The organism is uncultured Phascolarctobacterium sp. (assembly GCF_958349595.1).
In the GTDB taxonomy this organism is placed as follows: Bacteria; Bacillota; Negativicutes; order Acidaminococcales; family Acidaminococcaceae; genus Phascolarctobacterium.
The window spans coordinates 26,427-49,238 of the sequence record NZ_CATWDQ010000009.1 but is presented as its reverse complement, the minus strand read 5'-3'; the positions used below and the strand labels follow the sequence as shown (position 1 = coordinate 49,238).

The 22,812-nt window shown below is 43.8% G+C and carries 35 protein-coding genes and 2 other RNA genes; 7 read left to right on the top strand and 30 right to left on the bottom strand.

All coding sequences use genetic code 11. From position 1 onward, the window contains the following. Window positions 1-3 precede the first annotated feature (3 nt). The 17 genes from Q4G98_RS08005 to Q4G98_RS07925 all read right to left on the bottom strand — a co-directional run bounded on the left by Q4G98_RS08005 (window position 4) and on the right by Q4G98_RS07925 (window position 14,763). Window positions 4-411 (bottom strand): C40 family peptidase, encoded by a 408-nt coding sequence (locus Q4G98_RS08005; protein ID WP_298564392.1) that lies wholly within the window; start codon window positions 409-411, stop codon window positions 4-6. Continuing rightward, window positions 408-1,019: a hypothetical protein gene (locus tag Q4G98_RS08000; protein ID WP_298564390.1), complete on the bottom strand. Its 612-nt coding sequence runs from the start codon at window positions 1,017-1,019 to the stop codon at window positions 408-410. Before Q4G98_RS08000 ends, Q4G98_RS08005 begins: the two co-directional genes overlap by 4 nt. A 1-nt stretch (window position 1,020) precedes the next feature. Continuing rightward, on the bottom strand, window positions 1,021-1,365 hold the full coding sequence (locus tag Q4G98_RS07995) for a hypothetical protein (RefSeq protein WP_298564389.1): 345 nt from the start codon (window positions 1,363-1,365) through the stop codon (window positions 1,021-1,023). 12 nt (window positions 1,366-1,377) lie between these two features. After that, window positions 1,378-4,590 (bottom strand): hypothetical protein, encoded by a 3,213-nt coding sequence (locus Q4G98_RS07990; RefSeq protein WP_301961918.1) that lies wholly within the window; start codon window positions 4,588-4,590, stop codon window positions 1,378-1,380. Between the two features lies 1 nt (window position 4,591). Continuing rightward, on the bottom strand, window positions 4,592-4,813 hold the full coding sequence (locus tag Q4G98_RS07985; RefSeq protein ID WP_301961917.1) for a hypothetical protein: 222 nt from the start codon (window positions 4,811-4,813) through the stop codon (window positions 4,592-4,594). A 47-nt stretch (window positions 4,814-4,860) separates the two neighbouring features. After that, the gene (locus Q4G98_RS07980; RefSeq protein WP_298564386.1) at window positions 4,861-5,187 is read right to left on the bottom strand and encodes a hypothetical protein; all 327 of its coding nucleotides are present in this window, start codon (window positions 5,185-5,187) and stop codon (window positions 4,861-4,863) included. Window positions 5,188-5,192: 5 nt separating this feature from the next. After that, on the bottom strand, window positions 5,193-6,170 hold the full coding sequence (locus Q4G98_RS07975; RefSeq protein WP_298564385.1) for a phage tail tube protein: 978 nt from the start codon (window positions 6,168-6,170) through the stop codon (window positions 5,193-5,195). An 88-nt stretch (window positions 6,171-6,258) separates the two neighbouring features. Next, window positions 6,259-6,762, bottom strand: coding sequence for a hypothetical protein (locus tag Q4G98_RS07970; protein ID WP_298564383.1), 504 nt, complete (start codon window positions 6,760-6,762; stop codon window positions 6,259-6,261). Continuing rightward, window positions 6,746-7,336 (bottom strand): hypothetical protein, encoded by a 591-nt coding sequence (locus Q4G98_RS07965; RefSeq protein ID WP_298564381.1) that lies wholly within the window; start codon window positions 7,334-7,336, stop codon window positions 6,746-6,748. The genes Q4G98_RS07970 and Q4G98_RS07965 overlap by 17 nt, the downstream gene beginning before the upstream one ends. After that, a complete protein-coding gene (locus tag Q4G98_RS07960; protein WP_298564379.1) occupies window positions 7,336-7,680 on the bottom strand; it encodes a hypothetical protein in 345 nt (114 codons plus the stop codon). Before Q4G98_RS07960 ends, Q4G98_RS07965 begins: the two co-directional genes overlap by 1 nt. Before the next feature lie 42 nt (window positions 7,681-7,722). Continuing rightward, complete coding sequence (locus Q4G98_RS07955) at window positions 7,723-8,061, bottom strand: DUF2190 family protein (protein ID WP_298564377.1); 339 nt, start codon at window positions 8,059-8,061, stop codon at window positions 7,723-7,725. 14 nt (window positions 8,062-8,075) lie between these two features. After that, on the bottom strand, window positions 8,076-10,049 hold the full coding sequence (locus Q4G98_RS07950) for an HK97 family phage prohead protease (RefSeq protein WP_298564375.1): 1,974 nt from the start codon (window positions 10,047-10,049) through the stop codon (window positions 8,076-8,078). Then, window positions 9,973-11,553, bottom strand: coding sequence for a phage portal protein (locus Q4G98_RS07945; protein ID WP_298564373.1), 1,581 nt, complete (start codon window positions 11,551-11,553; stop codon window positions 9,973-9,975). The genes Q4G98_RS07950 and Q4G98_RS07945 overlap by 77 nt, the downstream gene beginning before the upstream one ends. 12 nt (window positions 11,554-11,565) lie before the next feature. Continuing rightward, a complete protein-coding gene (locus tag Q4G98_RS07940; RefSeq protein WP_298564371.1) occupies window positions 11,566-11,778 on the bottom strand; it encodes a hypothetical protein in 213 nt (70 codons plus the stop codon). Window positions 11,779-11,788: 10 nt separating this feature from the next. Next, complete coding sequence (locus tag Q4G98_RS07935) at window positions 11,789-13,591, bottom strand: phage terminase large subunit family protein (RefSeq protein ID WP_298564369.1); 1,803 nt, start codon at window positions 13,589-13,591, stop codon at window positions 11,789-11,791. Then, entirely contained in the window at window positions 13,539-14,201 is a 663-nt protein-coding gene (locus Q4G98_RS07930; RefSeq protein ID WP_298564366.1) for a hypothetical protein, read from the bottom strand. Before Q4G98_RS07930 ends, Q4G98_RS07935 begins: the two co-directional genes overlap by 53 nt. Before the next feature lie 319 nt (window positions 14,202-14,520). Continuing rightward, window positions 14,521-14,763: a hypothetical protein gene (locus Q4G98_RS07925; protein WP_298564364.1), complete on the bottom strand. Its 243-nt coding sequence runs from the start codon at window positions 14,761-14,763 to the stop codon at window positions 14,521-14,523. A 143-nt stretch (window positions 14,764-14,906) separates the two neighbouring features. On the opposite strand from Q4G98_RS07925, the gene Q4G98_RS07920 reads away from it, so the two are divergent. The 7 genes from Q4G98_RS07920 to Q4G98_RS07890 all read left to right on the top strand — a co-directional run bounded on the left by Q4G98_RS07920 (window position 14,907) and on the right by Q4G98_RS07890 (window position 16,670). Further along, a complete protein-coding gene (locus Q4G98_RS07920) occupies window positions 14,907-15,032 on the top strand; it encodes a hypothetical protein (RefSeq protein ID WP_298564363.1) in 126 nt (41 codons plus the stop codon). A gap of 110 nt (window positions 15,033-15,142) precedes the next feature. Continuing rightward, window positions 15,143-15,472 (top strand): hypothetical protein, encoded by a 330-nt coding sequence (locus tag Q4G98_RS07915; protein WP_298564361.1) that lies wholly within the window; start codon window positions 15,143-15,145, stop codon window positions 15,470-15,472. Window positions 15,473-15,474: 2 nt separating this feature from the next. Continuing rightward, window positions 15,475-15,544, top strand: an RNA gene (locus Q4G98_RS07910) — hammerhead ribozyme type II. A 27-nt stretch (window positions 15,545-15,571) separates the two neighbouring features. Continuing rightward, window positions 15,572-15,853 carry a hypothetical protein gene (locus tag Q4G98_RS07905; protein WP_298564360.1) on the top strand — a complete coding sequence of 94 codons (282 nt, stop codon included), beginning with the start codon at window positions 15,572-15,574 and terminating at the stop codon, window positions 15,851-15,853. Between the two features lie 14 nt (window positions 15,854-15,867). After that, window positions 15,868-16,038: a hypothetical protein gene (locus Q4G98_RS07900; protein WP_298564358.1), complete on the top strand. Its 171-nt coding sequence runs from the start codon at window positions 15,868-15,870 to the stop codon at window positions 16,036-16,038. Further along, window positions 16,038-16,107, top strand: an RNA gene (locus Q4G98_RS07895) — hammerhead ribozyme type II. Before Q4G98_RS07900 ends, Q4G98_RS07895 begins: the two co-directional genes overlap by 1 nt. A gap of 14 nt (window positions 16,108-16,121) precedes the next feature. Further along, a complete protein-coding gene (locus Q4G98_RS07890; RefSeq protein ID WP_298564355.1) occupies window positions 16,122-16,670 on the top strand; it encodes a hypothetical protein in 549 nt (182 codons plus the stop codon). A 278-nt stretch (window positions 16,671-16,948) separates the two neighbouring features. Here the strand turns inward: Q4G98_RS07890 and Q4G98_RS07885 are convergent, their stop codons facing one another. From Q4G98_RS07885 to Q4G98_RS07825, 13 genes are all read right to left on the bottom strand, one after another. After that, on the bottom strand, window positions 16,949-17,347 hold the full coding sequence (locus tag Q4G98_RS07885; RefSeq protein WP_298564353.1) for a RusA family crossover junction endodeoxyribonuclease: 399 nt from the start codon (window positions 17,345-17,347) through the stop codon (window positions 16,949-16,951). Beyond that, on the bottom strand, window positions 17,316-18,095 hold the full coding sequence (locus Q4G98_RS07880) for a hypothetical protein (RefSeq protein ID WP_298564351.1): 780 nt from the start codon (window positions 18,093-18,095) through the stop codon (window positions 17,316-17,318). The genes Q4G98_RS07885 and Q4G98_RS07880 overlap by 32 nt, the downstream gene beginning before the upstream one ends. 281 nt (window positions 18,096-18,376) lie before the next feature. Beyond that, window positions 18,377-18,796, bottom strand: a complete 420-nt coding sequence (locus tag Q4G98_RS07875; protein WP_298564349.1) for a hypothetical protein — start codon at window positions 18,794-18,796, stop codon at window positions 18,377-18,379. Between the two features lie 49 nt (window positions 18,797-18,845). Beyond that, window positions 18,846-19,142 (bottom strand): hypothetical protein, encoded by a 297-nt coding sequence (locus tag Q4G98_RS07870; RefSeq protein ID WP_298564347.1) that lies wholly within the window; start codon window positions 19,140-19,142, stop codon window positions 18,846-18,848. Between the two features lie 102 nt (window positions 19,143-19,244). Continuing rightward, window positions 19,245-19,532: a hypothetical protein gene (locus tag Q4G98_RS07865; RefSeq protein ID WP_298564345.1), complete on the bottom strand. Its 288-nt coding sequence runs from the start codon at window positions 19,530-19,532 to the stop codon at window positions 19,245-19,247. Between the two features lie 18 nt (window positions 19,533-19,550). Next, entirely contained in the window at window positions 19,551-19,691 is a 141-nt protein-coding gene (locus Q4G98_RS07860; protein ID WP_298564343.1) for a hypothetical protein, read from the bottom strand. A 2-nt stretch (window positions 19,692-19,693) separates the two neighbouring features. Then, window positions 19,694-19,960, bottom strand: coding sequence for a hypothetical protein (locus Q4G98_RS07855; protein WP_298564341.1), 267 nt, complete (start codon window positions 19,958-19,960; stop codon window positions 19,694-19,696). Between the two features lie 12 nt (window positions 19,961-19,972). Further along, complete coding sequence (locus Q4G98_RS07850) at window positions 19,973-20,437, bottom strand: hypothetical protein (protein ID WP_298564339.1); 465 nt, start codon at window positions 20,435-20,437, stop codon at window positions 19,973-19,975. Between the two features lie 12 nt (window positions 20,438-20,449). After that, window positions 20,450-20,872, bottom strand: coding sequence for a DUF1064 domain-containing protein (locus tag Q4G98_RS07845; RefSeq protein ID WP_298564337.1), 423 nt, complete (start codon window positions 20,870-20,872; stop codon window positions 20,450-20,452). Next, window positions 20,869-21,075: a hypothetical protein gene (locus Q4G98_RS07840; protein ID WP_298564335.1), complete on the bottom strand. Its 207-nt coding sequence runs from the start codon at window positions 21,073-21,075 to the stop codon at window positions 20,869-20,871. The genes Q4G98_RS07845 and Q4G98_RS07840 overlap by 4 nt, the downstream gene beginning before the upstream one ends. Before the next feature lie 13 nt (window positions 21,076-21,088). After that, window positions 21,089-21,340 carry a hypothetical protein gene (locus Q4G98_RS07835; protein ID WP_298564334.1) on the bottom strand — a complete coding sequence of 84 codons (252 nt, stop codon included), beginning with the start codon at window positions 21,338-21,340 and terminating at the stop codon, window positions 21,089-21,091. 22 nt (window positions 21,341-21,362) lie between these two features. After that, window positions 21,363-21,851, bottom strand: a complete 489-nt coding sequence (locus Q4G98_RS07830; RefSeq protein WP_298564332.1) for a class I SAM-dependent methyltransferase — start codon at window positions 21,849-21,851, stop codon at window positions 21,363-21,365. Between the two features lie 108 nt (window positions 21,852-21,959). Continuing rightward, on the bottom strand, window positions 21,960-22,727 hold the full coding sequence (locus Q4G98_RS07825) for a site-specific DNA-methyltransferase (protein WP_117947979.1): 768 nt from the start codon (window positions 22,725-22,727) through the stop codon (window positions 21,960-21,962). Window positions 22,728-22,812: the final 85 nt, after the last annotated feature.

The window sequence follows — 22,812 nt, the reverse complement described above, 5'->3', positions numbered from 1 at the left end:
CTTTCACTCCTTCCCGATGTACTCATAATAGCCGTGGATTATTTTGCGCCACGCCGGACTATTTATATCGTCTACACAAACACCGATATTCTCCCTGATATGGATAAACTTATTGCCACCGATATAAACGCCGGTATGGTTGATAACGCTTCTGGCTACGCCAAAAGATATAGTCACGATGCAGGGTACTTTGGGAACTTCCAGCCGACGCCATATGCTCGCCCGCTCCTCTTCCCCGCGAACGATAGCGTTTATTTTTTTGCAGTCGTTATAATCTGCGTCAAATTCCGGCAGTTCTATTCCTTCACGCCTGAAAACTTCCTGCACCAGTCCATAACAGTCAACGCCTGTTTTAATGTCGCGACCATGTGATTTAAATGGTGCGCCGATCAAGTCTGCATACTCTATCATACGTATACCCCTTTCTGGTCTATACCAGGATACCCGCCAAATCTGGCGCTATTCTTACGCTCACGGCAGGCGGTTAACGTATGATCACATTCCGGCAGATCAGATGTCGCTGCGCAGCGCAATCCTTTATATTTAAAATTGCAGTTATTCTTCATAAAGCGCCCTACCGGACGCCTGGAATTGATGTAGTAATCAACAGATAACGTCAGCGTAATAAACTTATCGTTGACTACTGCTTTCTGTACCTTGAATTCCTCTTCCAGTACCGGATCTTCATCTATAGCAGAAGTATTGATTACCATCAGCTTCACGATACCGCCGATAGCCCCTTCGCCCTCCTCCATGTACCACGTAGCCGCCCTGGAAGTATTATCGATCGACAACTCAAAAGATGGTATGCTTCCGGTAGCATCTTCCGATATCGTCGGCGGTTCCAGCGGGAAAGCAATATAGGTGTTGCCACGATAAGCAATATCCTCATTATTGCGGGCCACTCTGATCGGTTCCAGCCCCTCTATTTTGGTATCAAGCTCCAGTAACAAAATCCAACAGCTGTCACTTGATAACTTATTTTTCAATTCTTTTATGACTGCTGATATCTGTAACACTTCATACCTCCTGCAGCGTCATCTCAACACTGTAATAGTCTGTATATTTCAGATTACCGCTGAATTTTGTGCAGCGCACCGTATAGGTTATACCTGTATGAGGATTTGTCCATTCAAAAGCTACCGCTGCAAAATAAACCTTTTTCTGCACAAAGTCTTTCAACTTCTGATATTCATCCGTATATAATGAATTCCACGTCAAGCCAAATGTCATACGGCTTTTAGTGAATCGCCGCCGCGCCTGCGTCGTTCCATCTTCAAAGGTTGACATAATGGAATTGTCCTCAGGATCTTCCTTGATTGGATACGACGGCGCCGGAATATCCGGGAAAATAACATTTGCCATGTTCTCAGCTCCTTACGGCGTTCCCAATGCGCCCCTTAAAATATTCTGCGTTCCCATATAATTTGTCGTCACCGCTTCCAGCAGTACCGATACTACATAGTTCTTTCCATCAAAGGTAGTATTTTGCTCGGATGCCTTTAATTGCGTACCGCTCTTGTTTTCCAGCTGCACAATAATTTTTGTTGTTCCACCTGCCGCATTCCCGCTTAAAGCAGCTCTGGTCTGCTCTGCGGTATAAACGCGTCCCGGAGAACTGAAATTGACCAATTCCGGCCCTTTTTCACCGACAATATTCCATCCGCTGGCATAACCGCCTTTAGCCCTAAACTGTATTAGGCTAGAAGGAGTATTGGACACTATAGTACCGCCAAAATCCTGATAGCGAATACCGTTAGCACTAGTCAACATGCCGCTACCCATACCGAACATACTCATGATAGAGTTCATTACCAGCCCCTGCATGATAACTTTCGACATCGTGTTCATAATGCTGTTGGCTAAATCTTTGAACAGGCTGTCTGCCATTTCTGAAAAAGACTTTTGCTCCGTGATCATATTCTGCCCAAAATTAGTCATCGTACTTAGTATGTCATCAAAGCCGCCTTTGATAGTCTCAAACTGATTGAACTGCTTATTTTTGATGTATTCCATGGCATTGTCCCAAGACGCTTTCAGGTCGGTCGCCTGCGCATCCTGCAGTGCCTGATTGGCAGCTGCAAATTCCTGCCGCAGCCGTAGCTTTTCCTGCTCAGTCAGATTAGTTGCTTCAAGTTCTTTCTGCAGCTTCTCCTTGTAGAGTTCAAGCTCCCGGACTCGCATTTCGTTGATTACGCTGATATGCCGGCTCTGTGCATCTTCCTCTGCCTGCAGGTTATCCATCCGCAGTTTATGCTGTTCGGTTATCCAGTCACGATTGTTTTGCTCTTCTTTTAATTTTTTGTATAAATCTATCTGGGCCTGAACACTTTTTAACGCCTCATTATCAACACCCGCCACCTTCGCATTTTCGATGGTAGAATTCATTTTTTCCAGTTCTGCCGTCAGCGAAGCTGTGGCTATATCGAGTTTGGAACCAGTCTGTTCAGTTATTTTAGTTTGCAGATCCTCGGCAAGCTCATTTACCTTGCCCTGCCATTTCGTCAGCTCTTTTAATGCCTTTTCAGCCTGTTTCTCTGCTTCTGACTTACCGCCCTTAGCTTTTTTGCCTTTATCATCACTGCCGCCAAAACTGTTCAAAGCCAACCGCGAAGCTTCTTCCGCGGCTTTTCTAGCATCGTCAATTTCTTTTTGGCGTGCCGCAATTTCATCTTGTTCCGCCCTAAATTTCTTCTTTTTTTCCAGCCGTTCTTCTTCTCTGGATTGTGGTGTCGCAGTCCATCTGTCAACAAGGTCTTCAAAGCTTAGTCCTTCTTTTGCTGCATAAATCCCCACAGTTCCTGCACCAATTGCCGCACCTATCCCAACAGCACCAGCACCGACAATACCGACAGTAGAAAGTAATCCAGCCGCAGCACCCATTGTGGCTACTTCCTTGTAGGCAAGTGCCAATTTTCCCAGCCATCCTATAAGCGTTCCTATTGCTCCTATAGTAATTCCTGCGTTGACTGCTGTTCCCGCCAGTTTATACGAAAAACTTTCCGTGTCATCTGACAGCATTTGTACAGTAACACCAAGTCCTGTAAGTGTTCCCCCAAAAAGCATGGCTTTATTTTGTAATCCCTGCAGTTTCTTGCCATGGTCCAGCGCCGCATTAGCGGCCAGAATATGTTTTTCCTGAGTATCAAGGATCTGTTTCGCCAGATCCAACTGCCCTTTCGCAGCCACTTTTGCCGCCTGTAACTGCATTTGCCCGGCTTTTTCGGCCGATAATCCCAAGTTTTGATAATGCTGCGCTGCCATTTTTAGCTCAATGGCAAGAACAGAATTATTATTTCTTATGGCTTTGCTAAAAGCCTCTTCAACAACTTTTGTTTGCCTTTTTGCCGCCTGTTTTTGACGCTCAGTCTGGTTGATCACCGCCGCCGCATTCTCTGCCGCCTGTATCTCCTGCTGGTATGCTCCCTGCGCCGCTATTTTGTTGGTGTTCCAATAGCCGCTGACCTTTTGCACCGCAGTACCAAGCAAAGTCTGCGCCTGATACGCATTATTTGTTTGGGTTACGACATTGCCAAGATCAAAAACTATACCCCCCAACTTCCACGCTGCAAATCCTTTGACGATTAGCTCGGTATTATCTGCCAAAACTCCGGCCGCCGTCCCTGCTGTTTCAAGGGCCGGCCCTATAACAGTCCAGCCTGCGCTGGCCACATTTTCCAAACCTCTGGCAGCATTTACAACATGGGTACTAAAAGCACTTACATTTTTAATCAGGTCCTCGTCCAGTTTAAAAGTTTCCTGATCCAAAAACAGATTAGCTACCTTCCCCAGAAGCTCTTTGTAATAACTGTAGATTTCGGCCGTTCCGTCTGCCGCAGTACGGGTATATCCTTCCTTAATCTGATCCAGCAATCCAGCCATGGTTTTCGGTGTAGCCAGTGCTGCTGCTTTAAATCCTTCCATGCGCTTCATCAAAAACGCATACAGGCCTTCGCTGCTTTCTTTTGCAGCCTTGATATCGGCGTCAGTCAAACCCAAAGATGTTGCCAGTGTACTCGACTGCGGACGAATCCCACCCTGTACCAGGTCACGCAGTTCCTGCACTATCTGATTTCTGGGCAAGCCCATAGACTTTACTGCATTGGTACCGATAGTCGTAAATTCTTTCAGCTGTTCAATGTTCATGCCTGCAGCAAGACCGGGCCCTAAAAGCGCCCTGAATGCCTCAATCAAATCTTCGCTGGTTGCTGCCGTTCGCAGGGCCGCATCGTTCAGGTCATGTAAAATGCCGCCGGATATCCGCATAGCCGTATTCCATTCCAGCGTTTTGCCGTCCAGTTTTGTCATCGACTGCAGAATACCGCTGATGCCGATCTGATTGGTTTCCATGTTTTTGGCGAATTCATACGGAGCCTTGATCAGGTTCCCTACCGCTTCGGAAACTCCATACAGTCCGGTCAAAGCCGCAGTCAGTCCTGCCGCCTGCATCGTCACGCCTTTAAAAATACTTGATGTAGACGAAGCAGCCCGATTCAGTCCGGTTAAGTTTTTCTGTGCCGTTAATAGCCCAGCGCTCATGCCGTCCGTCAGAGATATTTTTACTCTGGTTTCCGCTACATTCTTTGCCACTTCACTTACCTTCCTTCCTCAGGCTGTTTTCTATCTCTAAATCTTCCAGTTTTTGCAGCTTCTTCATCATCAACGCCGATACGCGAAAACCGTACTTTTGCAAAATGTAATCTGCATCCTGCCAGCTGATACCCAGCAGAATAGCTCCGGTCATACCGACTGCATAACGTCTGCAGTTACGGATCGCATACCACGCCGCATACGCTTCACGATTACCTTCCATCAGCTCCGGTGCGCGGTAAGCGCAGGTATTACAATCAAGAGTTCTCTTTACTTTTTGGATTTTTCGGCAGTCTCTGCAGTATCCGGCCCGTTCGCGCTGCCAGACGACAAGGGCTTCAAGTTTTTTATTTCTTCTGTACGTACATGGGCTGTCAGCTCTTTGGTGCGTGTATAGATCTCAACGATCTCGCCCGGGGTAAAGTCGCTGACTTTGACTTTGTAAACTGTCTCCAGTACCCATGGCGCCATTTTTTGCAAAATTTTTCTTCCTGATATTTGGGGTTCTTTGTCCAGTAATTCTTCTACGAGATCATCATGCATGACGTTCTCTTCCCATGTCATACATCTGCATTCAATCATTTTTTTAATAGCCATTATGATTAAGCTCCCTTCGTGTACGATGCTGTTTTATTGATAAGCGTAACTATTACACTGCTGTTTTGGGCATTGCTCTTATAAAAAGCATTGTAATCCAGCTGCTGACTAATACCTGTAGGTCCGTCAATAGGCGGTGTGTTACGCGCCAGCTTCATTTCCGGATACAGGAATGACAATTTAAAGTCGCCTGTTTCAAAAATCAGCTCAGCGCTGATTGTTGTACTGTCTTCTGCATATTCAATGAATTTGCTGTCGGTAAAAAATGCCGTCATACTGCCGCTCAGCTCCAATATGCCTTCATTCAATGCCGTTCGGAATCCTTTGCCGCCAATAGCATAAGTATCTCCGTCTAGATTGAAATTCATATTCATAGATACTTCCGTACATACTGCCGCCAATTCATCATTAAGCTTAAAAGACGCCATAAAATTATTGAATCTATCCATGACCGGAGTTTTAGGCGTCGTACTGATCGTCGCTTTATTGATCGTTTCATTGGCGCCCATCATATCGATATTAGCCACCAGTTCGCCGTCTCCGCCGGTCGTTATTTCCAGTGTGCTTACCTTACAGCCATTGTATTTAGTATAGACGCCGATATCAGGAAAGGCTTTTTCCATAATCAAAGAAGGCTGCCGCTTCGACGGTTTAAAAACGTGCTTATAAGTTCCTTCAACAGTCCCATCTTCCGTTGTTGGTTCACCAAACGCCGCTGTCAGCCACCAGCCGAAAGACGTAGCATCCACAGGTACAACGACCTGTCCTGCAACATCGATATTGCCGTAAATAGGCTCTACCGGATCACGTCTGCCCGTAATCGTTCCCGGAGCGGTACTGTTTTGACTGGCCGTTAGCGCGTTAGAATTGAACGGCAGCAAAATAGCCCTGCTGCTCAAATCTGCCGGATCTTTACCAAAAGCGTCCTCAAACGCCATTAAACTTTGGGTATATACGCCCTGCTGTTGTTCTCCTATTGCCATTACTCTCACATCCTTTATTCTTTGTGCTAAATTTAGCGGTATCTTACCGCATTTTACCGTATTTTAACCGTTGTTTTTAGCATGTAGATTAAAAATCGATCATGCCCAGCGGTCCTAATATTTGCTGAAATTCCCACTCGCAATGGATCATACCTGTCCAAAGTAAGCCTGCCTGATCAGCTTCGCCGGTAAAAATTGCGGAAAATACCTCAGGTGGTATTTTCTTGTTCTGGTAGGCGTTCAGCTCGCTTTGAATGATTTGCATGATATCAGAAACATTTTTATAGCTTTTTAAAACTAAAACGCCTTCTTCTGTTTCCAGATACGAATCACTGACGCTGCCGGGAACGCCGATAGCGATATCGACCTGATAATGGACCTTCTTAGTCAGTCCTTCTGTCTTGCCAGCGTTATAAAACATAATATAAGGAGCTGTCTCCAAGTCCGGTATCTCATTGACATTACGATATTCAACCACCGTCGTTATGCTTTTGCCAAATTCCTGTTGGCAGTAAGCTTCAAGTTCTGCCGATGATTTTAAATGTACCGCCAGTTTACGGCTCATTTCCACCATGTTAATCTGCTGCTGCATTTAAGCCACTGTAAACCGTATATTTACGGCCCTTTCCTACATTTTTAACAAACCCGCCGTTATCCATGTATTCCTGTACCCTTTGCGTGATATAAGCAGGTATTTTATCTCGGATATCCATGTATTTCGGTTCAATAAACGGTCGCTCTGGTGTCACCAGCTTTGTCGTCGTTGCCCGCAGATGGATGCCTCGCTTATGAAATAACCAGCGTAAACCCGGCGTTACCTGTTTAGTTACGCCTTCCTCCTGCACGTTGCCTTCAAACGCCGCTGTCCTGCTGGTCCAGCCAACATTGACGCTACTATCTGCCGAATTATAGGCATAGCCTAAAGCATTTTTCAAACGTCCATACCATACGCCAGGCGCAGTCCTCGATAATTTTCGCCTGTCTTGCAGCGTCCAACGCTGCGGCCAACTTTGCCCTGTAAATTTGCCGCGCACCGCTTCTTTCAACTCGTTCTGCACCATATAACCGGTACTTTTCAGTACAGAGCTTATGAAACGCGGGTTATTCTTTAGCCAACGCTGCACAACAGGGCTGATACCATCTTCGAGATCGATTTTGAAATACATTATTTTTCAAACCCCCTCGCAAAACCTTTGGTATTTTTCGAAGCTCCGAAGGTAACTGTCTTGCCGATAGTGTCCTGCGCTATCTGTTTATTGACATACCATGTCACACCTTTATGGATAATCTGATCGCCAGTTTTAATCTCCTGTGCATCTTCTTCCAACAAAGTAAAAGAAGCCTCGTCACTGACTACATCATTGACGGTAATCCCACGAAAGAAATTTTTGCGCACGACCGGCGTTCCGATACTGACAATCGCTTTGATTTCCCGATCCTGGTAAGATACTGTTTCTGACAGAACGCTGCCAAAGACAGCTTTTTTTATAACATCTGCGATACTGCTCATAATTCACCTTGTGAAAAAGGCGGACTAAGCCGCCTTTTCCTTTTAACCGATTTTGACCTGCACTTTATCTGCGCTGGCCAGTGCCGTTTCCCACACAATGCCGGCTTCAAGATAAGCGGTCGGATTGGATTCTGCGCCGTCATTAGCATCCACAGTTACCTTCTTCGCAGCCGGATCCCAATATACTTTTTTCCCTTGCTGTAATTCTGTAGAACTATCCTTGGGCAGCAGAAAAACTCCTGCCATATAAACAGCGATCACATCATTCTTTTTGGCTGTGCTGGCCGCTACACCCAGCGCGTCGTTAATAACAACAACTTCGCCACGTTCCACGTCAGCAGTGCATGTATAATCAAGATTTTCACCTTTACGTTTAAACATTTCTTTTCCCTCCCTTATTTGCCGGCGTTTTTAACCAGGCCGCGTGTATCCAGTACGTTGATTGCAAAATCATGGTACATTCTAAAATTAATGCCCAGATTATTAAAGTCAGTACCAGTTTCAATGATTGGCGCTGCATTACCATTCAAATAACAAACCTCGATCGTATCTACCATCCCTTTGGTAGCTACCAGATAATAAGCAGTTTCACCGCTCAATTCATCCAGCGTGGCGTCAACGATCAGTTCAAGATTACTGCGGGTTCTGTTTGCTGGATTGCTTACGCCGCTGTTTTTGCCTTCCGGATCTGCTGTAGACGTCAGCAGCTGTTCAGCCACCGTTTCCAATGCTGCCGGAATGATCAGATACTTAGGCACAATATTCAGTACGGTATTATTGCCCAGCTTCTGCTTACGCATCAGCTTTTTGGCTTCACCCAAAGACTTGACCGACAGTGCCGCCGCTGTACCAAGATTGCCCTTAGCAGAGCTGTAATTATTGGCATCGATAAGCGCTTTATAGGCCAAATGATTTTTATAACGTTCCATAGATGTTCTCAGCAGCTTCGGGATTTTTACCAAGACATCAAGATCGTCATTGATCATCATTTCGCGGGTAAAATTAGTAGCGTCACCATAGGTCGCCAACTGTACGCCTACGGATTCATCCAGCAATTCACTGTAACTGAATTCGCCGCCCTCAGGAATTTTAACCGGTGCCATAGCGTCATAAATGCGGTAACGCTTGGCAATTTTAAAATCAGTATTGCTGCCGGTCTGGGTCCATGCTCCATAGGTCGTCGCAACCTCGTTGTAACCGCTGGACAGGCTCTTATGCGCCAGATTATCAGCAATAGCAGACAATGCGCTGGTAGTAGTCAGCGCTCTAGCAAACAGTTCACGATCAGTCATGCGACCGATGCCGGTTTCGCCAGCATCCTGCAACGTCATTCTTGCCACATCAGCAAAGCGGCAGTTGCGGAACTCATCAGCGCCGTCTGCCGGCTTCTCCAAGATGCCGCCATGGCGCAGGAACAAACCGTCAACGATAGCTGTGCGTTTTTTATCGGCTTCATCCTGAGTAACTGTTACTTTAGGCGGAGCGGTAGGTTTCATCCGCTCTTTCAAAATTGCCAAAGCCCGTTCATTTGCCTTTTCCATGGTGCAGTCCTCATCTTTGAGCATTGCCTCCATATCCTTTTCTTCGATTTTCAATTCACGGCACAATGCGCGGATATTACTTTGCCGCTGGTTTTCTGCAGTGCGGGCCTCCGCCGCGAGTGCTGCTCTTTCTTCTGGTGTCATTTCCTTTTCCTCACCTTCGTAATTATTTTTTTCTTCTTGGAGCTCAGCGGACCGTTCGCCGCCGTCAGGATTTGGTTTCTCTACCTCAGTTTCCTCGGCTTCTTCCGCCCCTGCTCCGTCTCCCATATCACGGAAGACGTCAGGACTGTACAATCTGCTGCGGCCAACTCCTACAGCCGCATCTGCCGGTACTGAAACTATACTGATTTCTAAAACTTCCCACTTGTCAGCTATCAGCGCTGGTCCCTCGATACCGTCCGCACTGGTTTCATCACGTTCGATAATACTGTAATTTTGGATGTTGTACATTACCGATACACCGCGCAGGCTGCCGCTTTCCACTTTTTTCAGAATACGCTCAGAAAGCTCATCATCGTCAAAAGTAATATCGGCATACGCCTTGCTGCATTCGGTCCAGATGTTATCCACCCTTGCAATAACCTTATCTCTGTCGTGATTAAACAGTATCGGCATCACACCTGCAATGAAACGCTCCGTGTTCATACTGCTATCACTGACCCGCAGAATCTCCTTACCATACCAGTAATCGCGTACCGGTGTTTCTGACGCAAATGACAGCCGCGCTGTACGCTCTGAAGCGTTAAAATTAGTCAGCGACGCTGCCCTCATCCTTGGGGCTTTGGCCGCCTGCTGCCGGGTCAGTGTCTTGCTTTGACTTGGCATTTTTATCCTCTCCCTTCGCAATTAATCCGAGTTCTTCCATCATTTTCTGCTCAGCTGCCAGCTGTTCCAGCTCTTCCTTCCAATCCTTGCCCTCGCTGGCCGCAAGGGCTTTGCGGGTGAGCGTTTTTGATTCAATGCCGATCTTTTTGGCGTTGGCCTCTTTCAGAGGGTCAATCCACGGCATACCCTGCGGAATAAACTCATGTTCCAAATATTCTTCCAGCCTTTCCCAAAAATCAGGATACTTTTGGGCGTCGATCATACCTGTTTGATAACCTGCTTTGACGACTTCTTCATAAAGCTTACTTAGTACATGCTCAATCAAAGACATCTGCATATCAAGATATGTTTTTTCGTCTTCTAACAGATTTTGCCGGGCAGAGGAATAATTGACCTCACTCACATCCCTACTGGCACTTTCATGTGACAATCCCTGTCCCGCCGCCGCCAGCCGCTGCTGCGTAGTTGTGAAATCCTTGGTCTCAGCCGCCGCCCCTGTTGGTACGACACTGGTAGCATCCTGACCCGGCTGCAGATATAGAATATCGCCGCCGGTAAACCCCTGTATTTTCTGGTCTTCAGGTATAGGTTCGCCCATTTTTTCAAGCAAGCCCTGTACCTTTCGACCAATACCTCCGGCAATGCCGTCAGGGAATTTCTGGGTAATTACCAGCGCCAGTGACGCAGCTATTTTATGAGCAAAACTCACTGTGTCCAGATAATCGTCAGTGTCGCGTATCCTTGGTAGTGTCCGCGCCAGTCGGGATATCTCCCTGTATTCAGTAGGACGCCGCCGCTGCCAGAAATAAATAATCCTGTCCGCTTCTACCCTTGTTACCTTATAGTCACTAAAACCGTTAGGATCAGTTTCTTTCAGGTAATACGCTACCGGACGGTTATACTGGTCAAGCTCGATACCGTTACAGATAACATTGCCGTTGTCCGCTTCCATGCGGCCCATGGCATCAATATCATCAACTTCCCGTATCTGCACTTTGAAAGGATATTTTTTATCCTGCACATACGTTTTGACAATAACTATCCCGCCATCTACCTGCGTTCGCTGAGTGATCATGTTCAGCATCTCACGCAGCGACTGCTGCCCTGTCAAGTCGCAGTTTTCAGGCTTTGACCAGTGCCGCCAAAGTTTTTCAGCGGCTTTGTTAAAGGTATCATCCTCTGTCCTGGCCTGCAGGTTAAAGCCACGACCAACTACATTGCGCTGATAGGCAAGCAGGATACCGTTGGCAATATCGCTGTTGCGCTCAGCATCTCTAGCCCTGGCCCTCATCCTGTCTCTTGACACTTTATTGATACTCTCGCCGGTACCGATCATCGGCTGCCAGTTAGCACGGCTGGCGTTCTGGTCTCCCGCCTTGTAACCGCCTAAAGCGCGCCGATACTGCATTCGCTCCCATGCTTTTTGCGGGGCAAAAAATGCTATCGTACGATCGATAATATTCAAATCATTTCCCATGGTAGGATTTCTCGCATTATTTGACATTTTTATCCTTCCTTATCCTAAAAAAATCCCGCGGACTATTCCGCCGCTACCACCGCCGCCATTTTCCAGAGCCAGCTTTTCTTCAAGCCTTGCACGTTCGCTGCGCAGTTCTGCAAGACTGGCATGTTCAACTTCTGCGGTCGGTGTTTTTATCCGCTGGCCTGTCGTCAGAATATCATTGATTGCGGCGTTAATGGCTTCCAGCTGTTCTTTAATCGTTGCCATGTTTTCCCTCCTATTCTTCTGGCAATTCTTCCAGAAGCGAAACGTGACTGAGATCTGCCGCCAAAAAAGCATATACTTCGCAGTCCCACCAGTGGTTCTGCTTGGCCGAAGTTTTTTTGACCCACGTTTCAATCTGTCTGCTGCCTTTAGTCGTTACTACTCTGTGTTCAGCCGTCAAATGCTCCGCGTAAACAAGCTCCGTGTCCTTATTCAGCATCCATGCACCTATGCCAATAGGTCTATGCAGTCTCGATGCGATTATATTTTTGTACTGGTCTGTATCAACGATATACAAAAGCGACGGCCTGAGGCCTTTTATTTTGGGTTCTATATTCGCCGGACGGTATTTACCTACCATTGGCGTACTGGACCCTTTGCAGGGAATCGCTACGCCGTGACGAGCATTACAGTATTCGTAAACTTCGTCCGTCCTGTAACCGGAATCGACGCAATAGGCGTTGACCTGCCACCGCAGCTCTCCCTCTTCATCCGCCCAGAATTTATCCATAACGGCTTCCAGCTCTTCCCATGTCCGGGCCATACCGTATGCTATATTCTGGCTTGTAAGCTTTGCTCCCCATGCGCGAATAGTCCAGTAAAAATAATCCTTTTGTACGTCTACGCCAGCAGTCAACAGTTGGGCCCATGCAGGTACAACATGAGCTGGTATCTCTGTACGCTGTTCCAAAACGCTGCCGATATCCATGTTGGCAGAAAGATTTTCCCACGGTTCGCCCAGCCACGAGTTGATAAAGTTCATCAAATCAGCAGGGTCGTCTTTGGATCTCTGGAATTCTGCCGCCACCTGTCCGAAGGTGATCCACGGGCTATAGATAGAATTTATAGCAAAACCAATCTTTTTCGGTCTGCCTTTACATTCATTTTCCGGAATCCATTTACCATGCCTGAGCATTTCTGGTTTATGATGGTCCTTGATAACACCATGACATTCGCAGCATTCGTAATGAGTAGCATATTCGACTACCGTTGCGGGTTCTTTGCTGTCAAATTTCACATTTTCCCATAAAAACGGCTGCATATGCCCACAATGCGGACACGGTACGTGATACCTGAATCTGATATCGGATTCCATGTAGGCTTTATAAATATTGCCCTCTTTCAGCGTCGGTGTGGAAATAAGCACCAGCTTATTCATTCCTGGCCAGTTTTTAGAACGCTCTCTGGCCAATTTTATAGGGTTTGCTTCCCGTCCAGACCAGCGCGGATATTTATCTATCTCGTCCATGATGATATACGGTATAGATAAACTCGCCAGTTTACTAGGAGAATTGGCCGTTGTCAGCTTACAAAAACCGCCACGGAATTTTAAGAAGCCATCACGGCTTGCATTTTCATCAAACTTGCCTTTGAAGCAGTCACAGGAAGTAAGCATTACCTGCAGGCGTTCTTCTGAAAACTCTCTATAGGTGTCTTCGTCCGGCATTACGTATAGAAGACGATGCGGCTTTTGATCTATGGTATATCCCAGCATATTCAGCGCACTTTCTGTTCCGCTGGTCTGAGATGCCTTGATAAAAGCAATTTCCTCAATGCTTTCATCTGCAAATGAGTCCATTATGGCACGCATATACGGTACAAAATCTGTGGACCATAAACCTGGTCTTGATGTAGATCCAACCGGCAGGACCCTATTTCGGTCTGCCCATTCGGATACTGTCATTCTTTCAGGCGGTCTGAACTGTTCAAAGGCCCTTTTGCTGATTTCTTTTAACGCGCTCTGCCATTTTTTGATCTGCAGCTCACTTATCCAGCTTAAACTCTGCAAGCCTTTGGAGTGCGTTTTCGATCTCATAATTTATGATTCTCCTGACATCGTTCGTTATTTCCGGATATTGTGAATACAGCTCCGTAAAAACCTTTTCTCCTATGCGGAGCATGGCCGACCTGGCATTTGCAAAACAGCTTGAAAGTTCTTCTTCCACAAGTTCTACCGGAATAAACCTTTCCAGCATCCTTTCAAGTCGCATTTCCTCAATGTCAGCCTTTACCTCTTTCAGCCGGGCATCTGCGTTAAGCCTTTTTGCTTCGTTTGTAGTACCACCGTCTTCTTCTCCCAGCCCCGCCTCTTTGATTCGCCAATCAATAAGTGCCGCCAAGTCCCACCAGCCACGTTTGTATTGCGGAGCACCGCGGGCAGTCCACGTTGAAAGCGTCCTGTCGCTAATGTCGAACAGCTTACAGACCTGGCTGCTACGAAGGAAAAGCCGATCATCGGTAGATATTTGTAAATACTGCGGAATAACACGTCGTAATCTGACCGTTTTTTCGCTTCCCGAATTCCGAAGTTTAGGGGGGTCCCTTACTTCGGAATTTTGCCCCTTTTTTTGCACCTTTTTTGAGGTGCTTTTTTTCGGGCCATTAGATGTTAAGTTTTTTTCTGATTTTTCATTTTTCTTATCCATATCAATTCCGAAGTTCCGAAGTAAAAATTTTTATTTTTTTAGAGACAGACGCCGCGCGCTCCCCGACCTTCGGGCCGCACCCCCTCTGGGAAGTACCTTTGCCCATTCGTGCGGCACATTGTCGGCTACTGGTGCTCTGCCCTGCGTGTGTCTGCACCTGGTACAGCTATATATATATAACCATATACCGAGCAGACAGTAAGCGGTACCCCCCAAAAGTCTCGAAATTGTCTACGAAAAGAAAAAAGCAGAAGCCTATAAGCTTCTGCTTGAATATAGAAAGGGCGCTTGCATTGAGCAAGTGCCCTTTACTGTTTAACTATTTACTTTTTGTCTTCTCTATGTCGTCTATGGTTAGCCGTATAACTGTACCGTCTTTGGCTGTGATTGATATCTTAGCCTCGCATTTATCACATATCTTTATCAAGTCATCAATCCGCTTAACACCTTTATACATGCGATTAGATGCAGAATTGTAAGAGACCCCCAGCGCTTCAGACAAATCTACCCCCTTTACTCCTGATAATTCCATTAGTGCTCTTAATTTATCAGTTACGCTCATGATCTCACCGCCTTTCTTTTATTTTAATCGTTTCAGCTTTTTTTGTCAACATTTTAAGTAAATCTTAACCTATTTTTATTAAAAACCATTGACTTTTTAACCGTTTTGTATTAAAATATAACTAAAGAAAGGAGGTGGGGAACATGAAAAGCATTATAAACCCTTTTGAGATTCCAAAAACACCGGCGCCCTGGGTTGGCGTTAACATTTTGGAAAAAGGAAAAACCGCTGGCGTAAAACCAGCGGCAGCAACAAAAGCTAGCAAATAGTTAGCCTGTAGGCAGTGCGTCAACACTGCCTACAAATAAAGAATATCATACTAAACTGAAATTTACAACCAGAAAATATAAATCATTATCAAAATAAGGAGATGTTTTAAATGACAGCATATCACAATATTGAGGATTACAGTTTTGAAATCGTTGAAAAAATCCCCGTAGGTTACGAAATTTGGAACATTGGCAATCACATGCAAAGCGCTGAGCTAGTGCCTTTGTGTCAAAGTGACGAATCTTACTACATAAATCCTAATACGCTTAAAGCTATAAAAATGACCCCGGAAGATGCGACTATTGTGAAAAAGGCAAGTGCGTGGTACGGTTTATCTAGCTCCAAGGCTTGCGTCAAATATTTGAAACGCAAAAGCGGTAAGGCTATGAAAAAAAATGCGGCTCAAACAGCGCTTAAAATTTTTGAAAAGTACATGTAATTAGCCGAAACGCCCACGCTTGTGGGCGTCAGCCGTGGGATAGCCTCCCGGCTCTGATGATGGCAGGCTGATTTAAAAATTAGAATTGGAGTGATCACAATGACAAACTTATCCCAATATTTAGCAGCTGAAAAAGAACTTGCAGAAAAGCGCAAACACCAAAGCCAATTACAAGGCATAGGCTGGAAAAATTCCGTTGCCGCCCAAGAACTAAAACCTGGCCAGCATATACTCTATAACTACGGATTAAGAAGCTTGATTTTGGCAGTTGAACCAAAAGGCGCTCAAAGCGTTATTGTTACAACGATTAACGAAAGAGGCAACCAGTTTAACCGCCGCTACAAATCAACGACCCTTGTGGCTGTCGACGAATTAAACTAAAGGAGATACCAAAAATGAAATTCGAAATTGAAAAAGTTGCAAACATGATTTTTATAACGGCAGAATACAACGTTATTTTTAAAGCGTGGGATATTACAGAATTCACAGAAAGAAAATTACATAATGCAATCAAAAAAATTAACAGTGATCTGAATGGAAACGCTGAATTTATCAGAACATTTTAATCCGAAACGCCCGCGCCTGCGGGCGTCAGCTGTGGGATGGTCGCCCAGCTCTGACGATGGCAGACCGGAAAGGGTGTTGAATCATGTATAGCGTTTTTTTAGTTGTTGACGGTGACAGACATTTGCAAGTTAACGAAAAAGCTCAATCTGAATTTAAAACAAAAAAAGAATTAAATAGTTTGCTACTCAAAGTACTTGAGGGCGCTACGTCTTGGAAAGCTTTAGAACCGCTTAGAGCTATAGGGTTGAGGTTACCAAGGGCGAAAAGGTCTTGTTTTTTGCAAGCGTGGCCAACTATCCGCAAGTTTGAATACTGCGGTACTCTCTCCACTCTGATAATGCAGCCGCTGACGTATATCAGCGGCTATTTGCGTGCAACGGCAAAACTACGTGCAACGGCAAAACTACGTGCAACGGCAAAACTGCGTGCAACGGCGAAACTGCGTGCAACGGCAAAACCGCGTGCAACGGCGAAACTGCGTGCAACGGCAAAACCGCGTGCAACGGCGAAACTGCGTGCAACGGCAAAACCGCGTGCAACGGCAAATCTGCGTGCAACTATGAAAGCCCTAGCCTGTCGGCCAGCATTTGACAAATCAAATCAATATCTTTGTAAAACTTCGCACGGCTGATATTAAGCTGTGCGATTATTTTTTTATCCTGCATACTCGGCCTGGTCAAAAACTTTGCATTAAACAACTGTGATAAATCCTCATTCAGATTCTCGCGTAAATTATCTATTGCAACTATAACCCGTTCCAGATACGCCTGTCGTAAAAACAGTAGCTTAAGCTCCCTGTTTGTCACGTCTGCATTGCCAGAACATTTCAGGTTATTTATCCGCTCACGGATCCGGACATTTTCTGCACAGCTTTCCCTGTAGTCAGCCAGTTCCTGCAGGACGAATTTTTTAGTATTGTGTTTCATTCACGTCTACCTCATCTTTCCGGGCGACGACAATTTCCAGCCGAGGACGTTTTGCGTCGAAGGAGAAATCCATATCGCGAACAAGGACGTTTTTATCATTTTCAAAGAGGACGTTTTCAAGAGCGTCCGGCAGGAGCTTATGACAATTATTCATATCGCGAGGACGACGATCGGGCCAAAACGCCCACAACAGCAGGACGATTTTTTCATCTTTGTCCGGGTAAATCCAGCCCTGTTTCCGTTTTGCCTGATTGGCTTCATAACCGGCAAGGAGCTTCCAATTCTTAGCCGCCTCAGTCAATTTCCTGCCTTTACGTTGACCAGCAATATTTACATAACAGTGATTCACACTAGGTGGTATGTCTAATACCATTTTTATCATATTCACGCCGTCCTTTCTTTGGTTTATCTGATATTTTAATTGCTCGGTAATATTGATATGGATACCCGGTTATTTCACTTACGCCATATTCCACGCTGTCAGCAATTAACATATACCCTTGCGGCACTTTTGGAGTTTCGCGCCAACTGTCAGCTTTAACTATTTCTGGTTTAATTTCTGGTTTTTTAAGATTTCTAGACGAGCACCATCTTTTCCTGAATACAGCTTTTTCAGGATCGTTGTATGTTTTACTGGTCTGTTTTATTAAATATGCAGCAAGCTTGATATAGTCTCCAGAATCATCCAACACTCTCAGCCCAACTCTGCCATGCCCCCATATTCTATTTATTTCTTCCGGCAATATACCACCGTTGACCACCAAATGGAAATGCATGGAAACTTTTCCATATTCGGCTACCGCCACATATTTCAGTGCCAGCCCCATTTTTTTGTAATGACTTCTCAACTTTTCCAAAAATCTTTTTAGGTCTTTTCTTGCTTCTTCTGGATTGAGCGCTCTTTCTTCCGGTCTATAAGTGAGAATCAAATGGTAATCACCTGATCTGAAATTAGTGTTGATCTGCCATCGTAATTTTTTTGCAGCATTACGCTCATTTACTTTTTTCATATTTTCCGGAGTAGGGTTTATATTGCCCGACTTGGTCACTTTTTTACTTTTATATTTAATCGTGTAAGTCTTTTCGACTTCCAACGTCATCCCCGCAAAAATTGATTTTTTTATATACATGATAAAATCCGCCTTAAATTAATAGATTGAATCAAGTCAAAAGGGACCAGCGTCCCTTGTCATAAAAATAGCATATATAATGGAAGGAAATTTTCTAAAATATTAAGGTTTGGGAACATATTGATAAATATACTCCCAGTTTGATAGATTACTTTAATATCTTAATAATTACTAAAATGATATAAGAAATAAGCATAAGAAGTGTAGATGTTGTTCTTTCTTTAATATAATTTCCCAGACAAATCGAAAATAATATTCCTATCCCAATAAACTCTAATTTATCAATCATTAAGTACATCCTTGCTCAATAAATTATCAGCAATGTGTCGGGAGCTTTCTAACAAAGGTAAATTCGCTTCTGTAGGCACATAAATAATTTGATTAGGTCCATCCTCAAGATTGCGAATCCAAAGATACCGTAAATAAGCTTCGTTATTTTTTAAGCTATCTCCAATAATTCTATTAGCTTCAGCCACACCTTTCGCTCTGATGATTTCTGCTTCTGCTAAAGACTTTGCACTTTCTTTCTTAGCTTCAGCTTCTTGAATAGCAATTTTTCTATTTCCTTCTGCTTTTTTTAGTTCTGCAATGCCAGCTTGTTCACTAGTCCATACATTGTAAAGCGGATAACCTATACCGCCTATAATTATAAATATTAAAATCATAGTACCTATAAACACTTTTTCCGCTAAATTTTTCATATTTTATACCTCCATTTTATTAGATCAGGATAATTCATATCTTCACTCCTTAATCATTACATATAGCTTGACCGTCCATAATAGCCCCACAGCAGGAACAGTATTTCATCCATGTGTTATCCCATGGATCAATAGCGCTATTACAACAGCTGCATTTATACCAACTGCCTTCCTTTTTCCAGTAACCATGCTTACGTTCTTCTACTGTAGGAAAGGTCATTACAACACCAACGACTTTCATTAAAGCCGCTTTCTGTCCTAGAAAATATTCATCATTGCCTGCATATATTTCATTTCCCATTCCCTCTAAATATTTCACCAAAGCATCTTTATCTATCAATTCCATATTATTCACCGTCCTTTAGCGGCTTCTTGCCGTATGATCTTTTTTACTGCTCTGAAAAGTCTTTTTATTGACTTCACCCGTATGCTCTGGCCGCGTCTATATTTACTCATTACTTTCACCGTCCATTTTGGCGCCGCAGTTCGGGCAGTATTTTTTAACGTCGCAAATAAACTCTAAAACATGATGGCACTCGGAACACTCCACATGCCATGCTTTTTTAGTAAGCCAATGCCCATGCTTACGTTCTTCTACAACTAGCATTGTATCAAGCCTATCAGCAGCACTTTGATAACCAGCTTTAAGACCGTCATAAAACCCACAGCAATCGTGTATATCTCTAGCTATTCTTAATAATTCAGCTTTCGCTTTATCAGCGTCTATTAATCTCATAATCTATTCACCGTCCTCTCAAACATCCATCGGGTCACAATTCTCGCAGTCAGGTTCAATGTCTCCATACTGCCAACGACAATATGTACAGCAGTATTTACTGTCCCAGTAATCACAGGTAGCGTCACAATCATCACAAGGGCATTGTTCTTCTTCCATTTTTATTCACCGTCCCGTCTGTTCCATAAATCCCTTAAACGTTTATTTTCTATCAGGATTCCACCAATGTTATCTTTTAAATCATCTATAGCATCAAGTATGCCATATGGCGTCTGCGCTTTACCGTTATCATCTCTTGTTAGTATCTCTGCAATAAGCTCTGCATTTCTTCGACAATTCAACATCAACAGTATCTTTCGCTTTTTGTCACCAGCTTTTTCAAAAACACAATGGTATTTTAAACTAGAGCCAACATAATATTTGGTCATCTACTCCACCGCCTAATCTATATTATTAAAACTCCCTAGCTTGTATCCGAATTTTCGGTATCCGTTTGGAGAACATTCAAAGCTGGTTATATCTTCAATGCGAAATGCCTTATCGCAATGGGGGCAACATGGCAAGTTTTCGCCTCTTCTGCCTATCTGCTTTTCTAAGTCTTTTAACGACCGTTTCCATGGTCGGTACTTTCTCCCTATTTCCCATGCACGACGGATACACTTCACAACATATTCTCTTTCCTCATATAGAGTTTCCCATGTTTTAGCAAGCATCTCTAGCGCAATAATTGGGTCTATTATGTTACCGCAATGGTCGCAATAAAGCAGTCTATTTTCGCTGTCTAACACCAGTTTTAGGGGCTTGTTATCGCTTGACAGAAAATTATTGTAGCATTTACATCTAACGCCCTTTTTTACTTTGTCAATAGGTTTAATTTGCACAATTTTTTGTGTGATTTTGTCCACTACTCCACCGCCTTAAACTTCTCTAAAATCAATATCTGGGTACTTATAAAGCAGCATCTTTTTCTTTAGCAAATATACCGGTGTTTTCATACCCTTTGTATCGACGTAATAAACATGACCGCCGGCTTCCGTCACCTTAAAATCAGCCTTGTAAATAATCGGCCTTATCTTTTTACCTTCCCTCTTATAACCAGGCTGTAAAACAAATTTTGGCTGTAGTTCAACCTCTTTTACTGTACCTTCGCGCATCATCCAGTGTAACTGCCAGTAATAGTCAGCTTCTTTTTCGCTGTCGAAACGGATACCGTCTACCTCGGTAACTCTATTGCCATATTTCAGCACAGGTACAGCCCCGGGTAAATTCGCCGGCACCGTTACGCTGTCCGAACGTATTTTACTTACAAGGTGTGCCGGCAGTTCATTCCACGTCGTCATTGGTACATCGCCAAGGCATCTTCAAGATCTTTCTTTTCTCTCCGATACCGAGCAGCCTTAGCACTAATCTGGCTATTCTTCCAGCGCAGATGTCTAAGTTCCGTCAGTATCTGCATAAGCACTGGTTTCAATACTGGTACATACTGATCGCCTGGTTCTTTTTCGATTAACGCCATCATAATTTTTATATTTATTGGTTTCATTTACCGTTCTCCTTTATTTGAACAAGGTTTCTTCTAACATTTTTCTTTTCAGAACAGATGGACGTCGCGGTTTATATCGTCTATCCCCTATCGGATCTAACACATCTACTGCACAAAAGCAAAAATCTCTGCATTTATTGACACGCTTTAATTTTTCTATTGGCAATATAGCATTTATGCTTGTATTCGGAATTGCTTTAGCGTCACAATAATAAATATCGCCTGCATCCATACAGTTACTACAATAACGACAGTATTGCTTCATGCCTTACCACTCCAAACTTGTATTAATCAGTAACTCTATCACTGGTTCTAGTACCTTTGCAAAACACAACCCAACGAGTATTAACTCTTTTATCCCCAAATAGCGGCTGTTCAGGCGCAAGTTTTATAACCTCGCTAAATGGTATCTGCTCTGTATTCCACTTAAAAACCAACGTTCCAAATGGCCGCAGCACTCTAAAACACTCTGCAAATCCTGCTTTAATATCAGCTTTCCAGTTTTCATCCAACACCCCATATTTCTGCGCCAGCCACGACGTTTTACCAGCTCTAACCAAGTGAGGCGGATCAAAAACCACTAAATCAAAGTAATTGTCTGCATATATCATTTTTCTAAAATCGCCAAAAAGTCCAGGAGTAATTTTCAGTTTCCGCCCATCACATAGCGTAGTATCCAATTCTCTGTTATCCTGATAAACTGTATATTTATTATCTCGATCATACCAAAACATTCTACTGCCACAACAAGCGTCAAGTATTCTTGTTCTCGTCATATTTTCAACTCCTTATATTTAAAAGGCCGCCCCCTACGGGCTAATCACCTCCGCAGGGGTATACTTCCCTTTATGCTTGTATATAGTTAGTATGCGCGGCCGTTTTAACTAAAAACAAACTAATTGTTCAAATTTCTGCGGCTTGAGCATTTCGGTTTTAGCTTTATTGTAAAACTCCTTAGATAACTCAAATCCATAACTGTTTCTACCTAATTCCATAGCCGCTCTTAATGTTGTCCCACTCCCTGCTACTGGATCTATAACCACGTCACTTGGGTCTGTAAAGATTGTTATTAACTGCTTCAACAAATTAACTGGCTTTTGTGTCGGATGTATTTTAGGATATGTTTTTGTATCCTTTACCCAGTTAAACCAATTAAAAATCATTTTTCCATTATTATTAAATTTCGGTAGTTTTTCCCTGTATAACACCAAAGCGTATTCAGTAGCACCAACAACACGCATATTTGCTTTTAATACCTGTGCTGAAAAGTTTTTGATGAAAATTAAAGGAATGTGTTTTTTAAACCCATGTTTTTCTGCATACTGAATTACCATCGGCATTTGTTCAAATGAGCAAAAAACTATCATGCACGGAGCTTTCCCTTTTTCTTTAGGCTCTTTTTTTAATAAGCGATTACAAAAATGAAAGTATTCTGCAATGTTAAAATTATGATCTGTATTGAAAAAAGCTTTACCTGCAAATTTGCTTTCACCTTTTTTATTATCGCCATCTACATACCACATTGGATTAGATCCGTAAGCATTTGCTCCAAGGTTGTACGGTATATCCGCAATTACTAACTGTGCCTTGGGAATCCCATACCGTTTAAAATTTTGAAAATTATCACAATAAAATTCTGTCTTTATTTTCATTGCTTGCCTCCTAAAGTTGACTGTATATCAAAACGGTTCTGACTTATTAGTGTTCAGCTTGTCAATATCTTCTGGTGTTATTGCT